Genomic DNA, 12,339 nt, shown 5'->3' with positions numbered 1-12,339 from the left:
GCGCTGCACCTGGACACCGTGCAGCCGCAGCCGGTCGACGGCCACGGTGGAGGACGCCGACAGCCAATAGCCGCAGGGGCGTGCGCGAGCTTTAAGGCTGCGCAACGCGAGGGCAGAATCCCAGTCCACGGACACTGTCTTGTCGGCCCCTGTCACGGGGTCGAGCATGAGCAAGTCGTACTGTGCGGAAGTAGGCGCGGCCTCCACGACGGCTTCCTCCTTGCAGGCTTTGGCGCCGACTTCCTTGTCGAGGTAGGGCCGCAGCTGTTGCAGCTCGTTCGCGCGCTGGGCGGTGCTCGCCAGCGCACTGGTGATGGCTGTCACGTGGGTGTGGACGCGCCGCTGGATATGCAGGCGGCCAATGCCAACTCCGCGTGTTTCGATCAGCAGGCTGATGGCGTTTTTCAGTCCGTAAACATTTCGGCTGGTGTCGGGTTGGGTGCCGCCCATCGAGATTTTTTTGTCGGCCAGGTCGCTTGAGGTGGTGTAGTACCACTCCGTGGTGAGGTTTTGGCCCTTGAGGGCAGTTAGCAGAGGGCGCCGGTACCACTCCTCCGCGGCCTTGGTCAAAAACTCGGGCAGGTTGGCAGTGGTGGCGTACTGGAACAACGCGTCGAACTTCTGCACGCTGCCGAACTTCTGCAGGAAGCGGCCCACGACCGTGTACTCATGGGCGTCGACCACCACAGTGGGGTGGTAATCACGGGCGAGCCTGGCAAGCGCCTGGGCTTCCGGCGTGTTGAGCAGCATGTGGTCGCGGTTCATGTCCAGCCCGCCTGTGGTCGCACGTTGCTCATTCGCTGCACCATCAGGATTGGCGCGCGGAACAATCACTACATTGATGCGGTCCAGCGCGGGCTGCAGCAAGCCTTGTGCAAGCTCCCGGGCGATGACCAGCAGCGCCTCGCTGCCGGCAGGCTCGTCGCCATGCTGCTGGCCTACCAGGAGCACCGTGGGCTTGCCTGCTGACTGCATTACCGTGGGGTCCGTGCCACCGGCGCGGGTCAGGACCAGTGCTTCAAGTGTTTCACCGCGCTGTGACCGGCCTATGGGCAGCACGGCAGCCCTGACCCCGGGCGTGCGGGAAGCTGCGGCGGCCTGTTCGCGCAGCCATGCCTGGATTTCGGCCTGCGTGGTGAACGTGGTGCGGCCGGCTTGCAGTCCAGGCGTGTTGTAAACAACGGAGGGCGCTGGAAAGCGCGCGGCAACCGCGTCGCTATAAGGTGCTGGTTGGCCGCCCGTTGCTGTCGGGGGCGCCACGGGCGAGGTCTGGACTACAGCGGCCGCAGGCGCAGGACGTTGCGCGGCGGGCGCTGGGGCTGGTGAGGGCGCAGAAGTCTGTGTGGAGGGTGGCGTCCATGGCGGAAGCGGTACCGAAGTGCAGGCGGCCAGCAATGCCAGCGGAAGCAGCAGGGCAAGCGGATACATGCGATACGCGGGCGGAAGGTGAGGGTGTGGAGTGGAATTGTGCGGCATGGTCGGCGTCATTTTTTCCTGCACTTCAAGGCCTGAGCTGGTCGGATGGTGTAACCGTCCATATTACCCGCTTGCCGGAGTGCGGCACGCCGGTTTGGGCGAATTCCCGGGCCTCTGCAGCAAGGCCGCCACGGTTTTTGCCCGACTCCGACAGGTTCCTGTATTCCTACACAAGCGCTCCCGGGTTTCCCACAAATCTCGCGCGAGCGTCGGCCTAAATTGGCTTGGCGGCTGGCTTTGCTGGCCGCATTGAATTTCAACCCACAAACAGACTGACCATTAACCCCAAAGAGGATCCCCATGAGCAAAGCACCTCCGAAAAAGCACGATGCCGTAGACCTGCTGGATGCCGACCATATTGCCGTCAAAAAACTGTTTACCACCTTCAAGAAGTTGTGCGACAGCCATGCGTCCGGCGAGGAGAAGCGCGAAGTAGCCGACAAGATCTGCCAGGAGCTGACGGTGCACGCGCAAATTGAGGAAGAAATCTTCTATCCACAAGTGCGCGCGGCCATCAATGACGACGCGCTGCTCGACGAGGCAGAAGTGGAGCACGGTACGGCCAAAGACCTGATCGCACAGATATCGGGCATGGATCCGGAAGACGACCTGTATGACGCTCGTGTGACGGTACTGGGCGAATACATCGACCACCATGTGAAGGAGGAGCGCGAGGAAATGTTCGTCAAGGCCCGCAAGTCCAGGCTGGACCTGGTTGCGTTGGCCGACGAGCTAAGCCAGCGCAAAATGGAACTCATGGACGAATTCAAAACTGCCGAGGTCTGACGGTTTTTGGGCGGGCTTCTCCGGGCCAAAACCCTGCGCCGCTGCGGGTGCGTCCTTTCTGGGAAAATGGGGCTATGTCAGCCCCATTTCCATTTCCCGCTGCGCCTGTATCCGGCGCATCTGCCGCATTGCCGGGCCATCCCTGGCGGCTGAGCGTGGCGCCGATGATGGACTGGACCGACCGGCATTGCCGCCACTTTCACCGGTTGTTGTCGCGCCACGCCTTGCTCTACACCGAAATGGTGACCACGGGTGCCTTGATCCACGGTGACGTGGAGCGCCACTTGCGCTTCGACGCCGAAGAACATCCCGTGGCATTACAGCTGGGCGGCAGCGAGCCGGCGGATCTGGCGCGCTGTGCGCAGCTGGGCGAACAATGGGGCTATGACGAAATCAACCTCAACTGCGGGTGCCCCAGCGAGCGCGTGCAGCGCGGGGCTTTCGGCGCCTGCCTGATGGCCGAGCCGCAGCTGGTGGCCGATTGCGTGAAAGCCATGGTCGATGTGGTCGATGTGCCGGTCACGGTGAAGCACCGCATCGGCATCGACAAGGCTGAAAGCTATGAATTCGTGCGCGACTTTGTGGGCACGGTGAGCGAGGCCGGTTGCAAGGTCTTTATCGTGCATGCGCGCAACGCCTGGCTCAAGGGCCTTTCCCCCAAGGAAAACCGCGAGGTGCCGCCGCTGCGTTATGAGTTGGTGCACCGCCTCAAGAAGGAATTGCCGGGCCTGGTCATCTGCATCAACGGCGGCATCAACACGCAGGAAGAGGTGACCGGGCATTTGGCCGCGCTTGACGGCGTGATGATAGGCCGTGAGGCCTATCACAACCCCTGGTGGCTGGCTTCCTGGGACAGCGCTTTCTTCGGCGCTGCCGAATCCCTGCCGACCCGTGAAGCTGTGGAATCGCAGATGTGCGACTACATGGTGCGCGAGGCCGCTGAGCATGGCACACCCAAGAGCGCCATTGCGCGCCACATGCTGGGCCTGCGCAACGGCTTGCCCGGTGCGCGGCGCTGGCGCCAGGTCTGGAGTGACCACCGCCTGCGCGACCTCCCGCCGCATGCCGTGATGGCGCTGGCACACGAAATGCCGGCTTCGTCGCCATCGACGCTAGCCGACACCACCGCCATGGCCGATGCCTGATTCCGCGCAAAAACAGGCGCGCCAGGCGTTGGCCTTGCTCTGGTTGGTACCGGCGCTCTGGACAGTCAACTACATCGTGGCGCGCAAGGCGCCGGGCGTGATAGGCCCTTATCTGCTGGCTTTCGGGCGCTGGGGCCTGGCGGCGTTGCTTCTGCTGCTGCTTACGCGGTCCGAGCTGTGGCGCCAGCGCGGCCACATCGCCAAAGTGTGGTGGCAGTATCTGGTGCTCGGTACCTTGGGCATGGTGATTTGCGGCGCCTGGGTTTACCAGGGGGCGCGGTCCACCGGTGCGATGAATATCGCGCTTATTTATGCAGCGTCGCCGGTGCTGATAGGTCTGGGGGCAGTGATCTGGCTCGGTGAGCGCCTGGGCCTGCGCCAGGGCCTGGGGGTGCTGCTGGCCATCGCCGGTGTGGTGCACGTCGTGGTCAAAGGCCAATGGACCGCACTGGCTGGCGTGCAGTTCTCGGCAGGAGACCTGTGGATCGTGGCTGCCACGGTGTYATGGGCTGCCTATGCCTTGCTGCAAAAGCAGTGGCCCAGCCCGCTTGGCGCCACGGCCAGGCTGGCGGCCATCTGCGTAGGCGGTAGCCTGGTCTTGCTTCCCTTGACTGTTTGGGAAATGTCGCGGCCTGATGCCCTGTCGTTAAGCGGCTACGGGCTGTGGCTGATCGTGGTGGCCGCAATTGTGCCGGGGCTGGGCGCTTACTGGATTTACGGCTGGGCGCAAAAAATCCTGGGTGCCAGCCGTGTGGCAGTGTCGCTGTACCTGGGTCCTCTCTATGCGGCGCTGGCTGCCTGGGGCGTGCTGGGCGAACCGTTGGGCTGGCACCACGCGGTGGGTGCCGCATTGATACTGCCCGGCGTATTTTTTGTAACGGGCGCCGACAAAGGGCTGACTAAAAAACATTCAGGGCCGATACTGACAGAAGGCACTTGAAATTCCTGACACGCATTGGTGACTTCAGCTTGCGGTCTGCTGTTTGTCCATGCAACGCGTGTGTCTGATTTTTGTCTGTTGAATGCGCTTCGGCTTTGAAATGAATCACGGCCAGCGATTTTTCATTCTTCAACAAAACCTTCAAAGCTGCCAGATCGCCTGCGCACTCAGCTATTAAAAAGATAGCAAACTCAACGACCATGAAGACGGACGTGCGATGGTTCCGGCAAGGTGCACACACGCATACATATCGCCCGCATTCGTTAAAAAATACGCTGTACCTATTCGCGCATTTGGAAAATAATGGAAACGATTGTTCCCTGGAACTTTCCGTTGATGCTGCGATCTACCAATCGCATGGTGTGAGATAACAGTCGATGCATTGCGCGGAATCTGAAGCAGATTTCCATCATGAGTCGGGGTGCTTCGGTTCCCGCGCGCAAAGGAGGCTTTATGGATGTCGTCCGTAATTTTCTGACGCGTTATGAACAGACGCGAGAAGAGGAGTTGTCCATCGAGGACTACCTCGACGCCTGCAAGCGCAGTCCTCTCGTCTACGCCACCGCGGCTGAGCGCATGCTCGCCGCCATTGGTGAGCCTGAACTGCTGGACACCCGGCATGACCAGCGCCTGTCGCGTCTGTTCGGCAACAAGGTCATCAAGATCTACCCGGCGTTCCGCGACTTTTACGGCCTGGAGGATCCCATCGAACAGGTGGTTTCCTATTTCCGCCATGCTGCGCAGGGCCTGGAAGAGAAAAAACAAATCCTCTATTTGCTGGGCCCTGTGGGTGGCGGCAAATCGTCGATCGCCGAGCGGCTCAAACAGCTGATGGAGCAAGTACCTTTTTACGCCTTGAAGGGATCGCCTGTTAATGAGTCTCCGCTCAGCCTGTTCAATAATGCAGAGGACCTTCCGCTGCTCGAGTCCCAGTACGGCATTGCACCGCGTTACCTGCAGCGAGTCATGTCGCCGTGGGCGGTCAAGCGCCTCGAGGAGTACGGCGGGGATATTCGCCGGTTCCGTGTGGTCAAGCGCTTTCCTTCCATACTGAAGCAGTGCGCCATTTCCAAAACAGAGCCTGGCGACGAGAACAACCAGGACATCTCTTCGCTGGTCGGCAAGATCGACATCCGCAAGCTGGAGACTTACGCCCAGGACGATCCGGACGCCTACAGCTATTCCGGCGGCCTGTGCCTGTCCAACCAGGGCTTGCTTGAATTTGTGGAGATGTTCAAGGCGCCCATCAAAGTGCTGCATCCCTTGCTGACCGCCACTCAGGAAGGCAACTTCAAGGGCACGGAGGGCTTTGGCGCCATTCCCTTCGACGGCATCGTGATGGCGCACTCCAACGAAAGCGAGTGGAAGGCGTTCAAGAACAACAGGAACAACGAGGCTTTCCTGGACCGGATTTACATCGTCAAAATTCCGTATTGCCTGCGCGTGTCGGAGGAAGTGAAGATTTATGAAAAGCTGATTCACAACTCCTCGCTGCACAACGCCATCTGCGCGCCCGGCACCCTGAAGATGATGGCGCAGTTTGCCGTGCTGACGCGCCTGAAGGAGCCCGAGAGCTCCAGCATCTTCAGCAAGCTGCAGGTGTATGACGGCGAAAATCTCAAGGACACCGACCCGAAAGCCAAGAGCTACCAGGAATACCGCGACTATGCGGGTGTCGATGAGGGAATGAATGGGATCTCGACGCGTTTTGCCTTCAAGATTTTGTCCAAGGTGTTCAACTTCGACTCCACCGAAATCGCGGCCAACCCTGTGCACCTGATGTATGTGCTGGAGCAGCAGATCGAGCGCGAGCAGTTCCCGCCTGAAACCGAGCAGAAGTACCTGGCCTATATCAAGGAAATCCTGGCCATGCGTTATGCCGAGTTCATCGGCAAGGAAATCCAGACGGCCTACCTGGAGTCCTATTCGGAATACGGGCAGAACATTTTCGACCGGTACGTGACCTACGCCGACTTCTGGATCCAGGACCAGGAATACCGTGATACCGATACTGGCGAAATCTTTGACCGCTCGGCGCTCAATGCCGAGCTCGAGAAAATCGAGAAGCCTGCCGGCATCAGCAACCCGAAAGACTTCCGCAACGAGATTGTCAATTTCGTGTTGCGCGCGCGGGCCAACAATGCGGGCAAGAACCCGGTCTGGACCAGCTACGAAAAACTCCGTACCGTGATCGAGAAAAAGATGTTCTCGAACACCGAAGACCTGCTGCCAGTGATTTCGTTCAATGCCAAGGCCAGCGCGGACGAGCAGCAAAAACACGAAGACTTCGTCAACCGCATGGTCGCCAAGGGGTATACCACGCGGCAGGTCCGGTTGCTGTGCGACTGGTACCTGCGGGTACGCAAGAGTTCCTGAGGGCCGCGGCGCGCCGTGGCGGCGCGTCCTGTGTCAGGTGTAGTCATGTGTATGTGACCGGAGATCAACGTGCTCCAGCAAGTCATTGACAGGCGGTTGGCGGGAAAGAACAAGTCCATCGGCAACCGCGAGCGTTTCCTGCGCCGATTCCGTGGGCAGATACGCGACGCCGTGCGCCGTGCTGTCGCGGGCCGCAGCATCCATGACATCGAACAGGGCGAAGACGTCACATTGCCGCGGCGCGACGTTTACCAGCCGGTGTTTGGTCATACCGGCGGCACGCGCGAGACTGTGCACCCCGGTAACCGCGAATACGTACGCGGCGACCGCATCGCGCGGCCGCAGGGCGGCAGCGGCGGCGGGTCGGGCGGTGAGGCCAGTCCCGACGGTGAGGGTGAGGACGACTTTGTCTTCCGCATCACGCGCGAAGAGTTCATGCAGTATTTTTTTGACGACCTTGCGCTGCCCGATCTCATACGTACCCAGCTTTTGCCCGATGCGCCGGAATGGAAGTCCCGCCGCGCCGGTTTCATCTCGGACGGAACGCCGACCAACCTGCACGTGGTGCGTTCGCTGCGGGTCGCGCTCAGCCGGCGCATCGCCATAGGCGGGGAGACGCGGCGGCAGGTGCATGAGCTGGAGGCGCAGCTGGCGCTGGCGCTGCGCGACGCGCCGGACCTGCCTGACGAGATTCTTTCCTTGAGGACACAAGTCGACGCGCTTCGCCGGCGCCTCAAGGCCATCCCGTTTTTCGATCCCTTCGATCTGCGTTACCGCAACCGGGTCAGGGTGCCGCAGCCCAGTGCCAAGGCGGTCATGTTTTGCCTGATGGATGTATCGGGCTCCATGGACGAAACGCGCAAGGACATCGCCAAACGGTTTTTTATCCTGCTGTACCTGTTCCTCAGGAAGCATTACGAGAAAACCGACGTCATCTTCATTCGCCACCACACCCAGGCCACCGAGGTGTCCGAAGAGGAATTCTTCCAGTCCACCGAAACCGGTGGCACCGTGGTGTCCAGCGCACTGGCCTTGATGCACCAGATCATCCAGGAGCGCTATCCTCCCGGCGACTGGAACATCTATGGCGCCCAGGCTTCGGACGGCGATAACTGGCACCAGGATTCGGCACGCTGCCGCGAATTGCTGGTCGGCAAGCTGCTGCCGGTGTCGCGGTATTTCGCCTATGTCCAGGTCGGTGAAGAGGACCAGAACCTCTGGGAGGAGTACACCCAGGTGCAAGAGGACAACCGTAATTTCGCGATGCGCAAGGTCGCAGCCGCGGACGAGATTTTCCCGGTGTTCAGGGAGTTGTTCAAAAAAGGCGTCAAGCCATGACAAAGAGCGAGAGAAAGCCTGCCGAAGTGGCGGCGCCTGGCTTGTCCGGCACCGGGCGCCGGCATGCCTGCCTGCCCAGCCCGTCCGACTGGTCCTTCGAGTTGATCGAGCTCTACCACGGCGAGATTGCGCGAAAGGCAAAGTCCTTCGGCCTGGACACCTACCCGGTGCAACTCGAGGTCATCACGGCCGAGCAGATGATTGATGCCTATGCCTCGGTGGGCATGCCGGTGAACTATCGGCACTGGTCCTTCGGCAAGCAGTTCATCTCGACGGAAAAAAATTACCGGCGCGGCCAGATGGGGCTGGCTTACGAAGTCGTGATCAATTCCAACCCCTGCATCGCCTACCTGATGGAAGAAAACACCATGCCCATGCAGGCGCTGGTGATGGCGCATGCCTGCTACGGGCACAACTCCTTCTTCAAGGGAAACTACCTGTTCCAGATGTGGACCGACGCCGGCGCCATCGTCGACTACCTGGTATACGCGCGGGCCTACATTGCCGAGTGCGAAGAGCGCCACGGCTGGGAGCCCGTCGAGCAGCTGCTGGATTCCTGCCATGCCCTGATGAGCCACGGCGTGGACCGTTACCAGCGCTCGCAGAAGCTGTCGCTGGCGGAGGAAGAAGCCCGCCGCAAGGACCGCGAGGCTTATCTGCAGCAGCAGCTCAATGACCTGTGGCGCACAGTCCCCAGGTCTGCCGACAAGCCGGCCGAAAAAACCCATCGCCGTTTTCCGCCGGAGCCGCAGGAAAACATCCTGTATTTCATCGAGAAGAACGCGCCCCTGCTGGAACCCTGGCAGCGCGAGGTGATCCGCATCGTGCGCAAGATCGGCCAGTATTTTTACCCACAGCGCCAGACGCAGATCATGAATGAAGGCTGGGCCACCTTCTGGCATTACACACTGCTCAATTCCCTGTACGACGAGGGCTTGCTGACCGACGGCTTCATGATCGAATGCCTGCGATCCCACACCAATGTCATTTACCAGCCGCCGGTGACACATCCGGGCTACAACGGCGTCAACCCCTACGCGCTGGGGTTTGCCATGTTCAGCGACCTCAAGCGCATTTGCGAGTCTCCCACGGAAGAAGACCGGCAGTGGCTGCCGGACGTTGCCGGCTCCAACTGGCTGGAGACGCTGGACTACGCGATGCGGCATTTCCGCGACGAGAGTTTCATCGGGCAATACCTTTCGCCGCGTCTGATACGCGAATTCCGCCTCTTCTCAGTGGTGGATGATGCGAGCAAGTCCGAGCTTGAAGTGGCGGCCATTCATGACGACGCGGGTTATCGGCATGTACGCGAGGCGCTGTCGCGCCAGCATGACCTGAATTACCGCGAGCCCAACATACAGGTCTGGGACGTGGACGTGCGCGGGACCCGCTCCCTGACCTTGCGCCACAGCCGCCACAACGACCGAACGCTCACGGACGATGTCCAGGAGGTGATCAAGCATGTTGCGCGCCTTTGGGGTTTTCCCGTCCTGCTTGAAAGTGTGGACAAGCATGGCAAGGTGGTGCAGCACTGGGAGGCGCTGCCGCAGGCCTGATTTCATTCAGGGGTCGGCCGGAAGGTGGGGTTGTCAGGCCGCCGCTTCCAGTCCGTTCCTGAAGTGCTCCCGCATGCGCTGCGCGGTGGCATTCGCGTCGCCTGACGACAGCGCCTGCATGATGGCGCGATGCTCGGCAAGCGACTCTTCAATGCGGCCACTTTTGAGCAGCGAGTTGTGGCGGTTGAGCTTCATGACCTTGCGCAGGTCGGCCACCATCTGGTCGCGCCAGCGGTTGTTGGCGATTTCCAGCAGGCGCATGTGAAAGGCTTCATTGATCTCGAAGAACCGCTCACGGTTGCCGACGGCTTTCTCGAGTTCGTTATGCAGGCCCTGCAGTTCCTTGAGCTGGGAAGGCGTCGCCTGGGTGGCCACCACACCGGCCGCGTCGCTCTCCAGCAGCGCAAGCAGGTGATACACATCGGCCAGGTCCCGCTCAGACACTTCGGTTACATAGGCGCCGCGCCGCACCTTCATCGTGACCAGGCCTTCGGTGGCCAGCACTTTCAGGGCTTCGCGCAGCGGCGTTCGGCTGATGCCGTATTCCTCGGCCAGCTTGAGCTCGTCAATCCAGCTGCCCGGCGTCAGTTCGYGGTTGAAGATGCGCTGGCGCAAAAGCTCCGCCACTTCTTCGTAAAGCGCTCGAGGGGTCAGGGACACTGCGGCCATGGGTATAAATTTTTTGAATGTGCGAAAGCTTCGAGTGGGCGCTGCTTTCGATCAGCGCTGCACGCGAGTTAGTGGGCATCTTACTTCAAACTGAATTTTGCATCAATAATTATAAATGATGTAAACTTGGCCGGATTCATGACTTCCTCTCATGCTGAGCCTATGCTGTTTCTATCGCAGCACCCGGCGTGAAGACCCGTTACGGTAAACCCATCCCATGTCCAAGCCCAGCAAAGAACCTGAATTTCCTGCAGCCAGCCTCGAAGCATGGGCCAAAGCCGCTGCCAAATCGGCGCCTGGCGGCGATGTGGGCGCGCTGAACTGGCAGACGCCAGACGGTATCAGCGTCAAGCCGCTTTACACCGCCGAAGATACCAAAGACCTTCCGCACACCAACACGCTGCCGGGTTTTGAGCCTTTCATCCGCGGCCCACAGGCCACCATGTATGCGGTGCGCCCATGGACGATCCGTCAGTACGCCGGCTTTTCCACGGCTGAGGAGTCGAATGCTTTCTATCGCAAGGCGTTGGCCGCGGGAGGGCAGGGCGTGTCGGTGGCGTTTGACCTGGCCACGCACCGCGGCTACGACAGCGACCATCCGCGTGTGACCGGCGACGTGGGCAAAGCCGGCGTGGCGATTGATTCGGTCGAGGACATGAAAATCCTGTTCGACCAGATCCCGCTGGACAAGGTCAGCGTCTCCATGACCATGAACGGCGCGGTGCTGCCGGTGCTGGCAGGGTATGTGGTCGCGGCCGAAGAGCAGGGCGTGAGCCAGGAAAAACTGAGCGGAACCATCCAGAACGACATCCTCAAGGAGTTCATGGTCCGCAATACGTATATCTTTCCGCCCCAGCCCAGCATCCGCATCATCGGCGACATCATTGAATACACGGCGCAGAACATGCCGAAGTTCAATTCGATCTCGATCTCGGGTTATCACATGCAGGAGGCCGGTGCCAACCAGGCGCTTGAACTGGCCTTCACCTTGGCCGACGGGAAAGAGTATGTGAAAACCGCGCTGGGCAAGGGCCTGGACGTGGATGAATTCGCCGGGCGCCTGAGTTTCTTCTGGGCCATCGGCATGAACTTCTATCTGGAAGTCGCCAAGATGCGCGCCGCCCGCCTGCTGTGGTGCCGCATCATGAAGGGCTTCAATGCCAAGAGCCCCAAGAGCCTGATGTTGYGCACGCACTGCCAGACTTCGGGCTGGAGTCTGACCGAGCAGGACCCTTACAACAACGTGGTGCGCACCACCATCGAGGCGATGGCTGCTGTCTTTGGCGGCACGCAGAGCCTGCACACCAACTCGTTTGACGAAGCGATTGCCCTGCCCACCGAGTTCAGCGCCCGCATCGCTCGCAACACCCAGCTCATCATCCAGGAAGAAACCCACATTCCCCACGTCATCGATCCCTGGGCCGGCAGCTACATGATGGAAAAGCTCACCCAGGACATGGCTGACGCCGCCTGGGCCATCATTGAAGAAGTCGAGGCCATGGGCGGCATGACGAAAGCCGTCGACAGCGGCTGGGCCAAGCTCAAGATCGAGGCGGCCGCGGCTGAAAAGCAGGCGCGCATCGACAGCGGCAAGGACGTCATCGTCGGCGTCAACAAGTACAAACTCAAGACCGAAGACGCGATTGAATCGCGCGACATTGACAACGTGGCCGTGCGCGACGGGCAGATCACCCGGCTCAAGGCTATCAAGGCAAAGCGGGACATCGCTGCTGTGCAGGCCGCGCTGGACGCCTTGACGGCAGCCGCCGAAAATAACAACGGCAATCTGCTGGACCTTAGCATCAAGGCCGTGCGTCTGCGCGCCACGGTGGGTGAGGTCAGCGATGCCCTCGAGAAAGTCTACGGGCGCCACCGCGCCGATACACAAAAGGTGACCGGTGTGTACGCTGCCGCATATGACTCGGCCGAGGGCTGGGAAACTCTCAAGACCGAAATCAATGCTTTTGCTGAAGAGCAGGGCCGCCGTCCACGCGTGATGATCTCCAAACTCGGCCAGGACGGCCACGACCGCGGCGCCAAGGTGGTGGCCACG

General features: G+C 60.7%; 10 protein-coding genes. 7 read left to right on the top strand and 3 right to left on the bottom strand.

The features are described 5' to 3' along the window. A partial coding sequence (locus AC1D1X_RS05780; RefSeq protein ID WP_477697957.1) for a M14 family metallopeptidase occupies nt 1-1,428 on the bottom strand: 1,428 nt, incomplete at its 3' end. Nucleotides 1,429-1,776: 348 nt separating this feature from the next. Between AC1D1X_RS05780 and AC1D1X_RS05775 the strand changes: the two genes are divergently transcribed. From AC1D1X_RS05775 to AC1D1X_RS05765, 3 genes are all read left to right on the top strand, one after another. Then, complete coding sequence (locus AC1D1X_RS05775; protein ID WP_477669115.1) at nt 1,777-2,262, top strand: hemerythrin domain-containing protein; 486 nt, start codon at nt 1,777-1,779, stop codon at nt 2,260-2,262. Nucleotides 2,263-2,336: 74 nt separating this feature from the next. Then, nucleotides 2,337-3,407, top strand: coding sequence for a tRNA dihydrouridine(20/20a) synthase DusA (gene dusA, locus AC1D1X_RS05770; RefSeq protein WP_477669116.1), 1,071 nt, complete (start codon nt 2,337-2,339; stop codon nt 3,405-3,407). After that, nucleotides 3,400-4,347 carry a DMT family transporter gene (locus AC1D1X_RS05765; protein WP_477697956.1) on the top strand — a complete coding sequence of 316 codons (948 nt, stop codon included), beginning with the start codon at nt 3,400-3,402 and terminating at the stop codon, nt 4,345-4,347. Before dusA ends, AC1D1X_RS05765 begins: the two co-directional genes overlap by 8 nt. On the opposite strand, the gene AC1D1X_RS05760 is transcribed toward AC1D1X_RS05765, so the two are convergent. Then, nucleotides 4,307-4,549 (bottom strand): hypothetical protein, encoded by a 243-nt coding sequence (locus tag AC1D1X_RS05760; protein WP_477697955.1) that lies wholly within the window; start codon nt 4,547-4,549, stop codon nt 4,307-4,309. The two genes, AC1D1X_RS05765 and AC1D1X_RS05760, sit on opposite strands and share 41 nt — an antisense overlap. Before the next feature lie 251 nt (nt 4,550-4,800). On the opposite strand from AC1D1X_RS05760, the gene AC1D1X_RS05755 reads away from it, so the two are divergent. From AC1D1X_RS05755 to AC1D1X_RS05745, 3 genes are all read left to right on the top strand, one after another. Next, nucleotides 4,801-6,723: a PrkA family serine protein kinase gene (locus AC1D1X_RS05755; RefSeq protein ID WP_477651075.1), complete on the top strand. Its 1,923-nt coding sequence runs from the start codon at nt 4,801-4,803 to the stop codon at nt 6,721-6,723. A 63-nt stretch (nt 6,724-6,786) separates the two neighbouring features. After that, on the top strand, nt 6,787-8,061 hold the full coding sequence (locus AC1D1X_RS05750) for a YeaH/YhbH family protein (RefSeq protein WP_477669606.1): 1,275 nt from the start codon (nt 6,787-6,789) through the stop codon (nt 8,059-8,061). Next, complete coding sequence (locus AC1D1X_RS05745) at nt 8,058-9,617, top strand: SpoVR family protein (RefSeq protein WP_477669118.1); 1,560 nt, start codon at nt 8,058-8,060, stop codon at nt 9,615-9,617. The genes AC1D1X_RS05750 and AC1D1X_RS05745 overlap by 4 nt, the downstream gene beginning before the upstream one ends. Before the next feature lie 33 nt (nt 9,618-9,650). Here the strand turns inward: AC1D1X_RS05745 and AC1D1X_RS05740 are convergent, their stop codons facing one another. Next, complete coding sequence (locus AC1D1X_RS05740; protein WP_477697954.1) at nt 9,651-10,286, bottom strand: GntR family transcriptional regulator; 636 nt, start codon at nt 10,284-10,286, stop codon at nt 9,651-9,653. A 217-nt stretch (nt 10,287-10,503) separates the two neighbouring features. On the opposite strand from AC1D1X_RS05740, the gene scpA reads away from it, so the two are divergent. Beyond that, the coding region (gene scpA, locus AC1D1X_RS05735) for a methylmalonyl-CoA mutase (RefSeq protein ID WP_477697953.1) at nt 10,504-12,339 on the top strand (1,836 nt) is incomplete at its 3' end.

The organism is Polaromonas sp. P1_G4 (assembly GCF_056405475.1).
The sequence above is the reverse complement of the archived record's forward strand: the minus strand, read 5'-3'. Positions and strand labels throughout refer to the sequence as shown.

What these genes read in the sequence shown, in the direction of transcription:
- AC1D1X_RS05775 (WP_477669115.1), top strand. Translation starts at nt 1,777, where the DNA reads ATGAGCAAAGCACCTCCGAAAAAGCACGATGCCGTAGACCTGCTGGAT.
- AC1D1X_RS05755 (WP_477651075.1), top strand. Translation starts at nt 4,801, where the DNA reads ATGGATGTCGTCCGTAATTTTCTGACGCGTTATGAACAGACGCGAGAA.
- AC1D1X_RS05745 (WP_477669118.1), top strand. Translation starts at nt 8,058, where the DNA reads ATGACAAAGAGCGAGAGAAAGCCTGCCGAAGTGGCGGCGCCTGGCTTG.
- AC1D1X_RS05760 (WP_477697955.1), bottom strand. Translation starts at nt 4,549, where the DNA reads ATGGTCGTTGAGTTTGCTATCTTTTTAATAGCTGAGTGCGCAGGCGAT.
- dusA (WP_477669116.1), top strand. Translation starts at nt 2,337, where the DNA reads ATGTCAGCCCCATTTCCATTTCCCGCTGCGCCTGTATCCGGCGCATCT.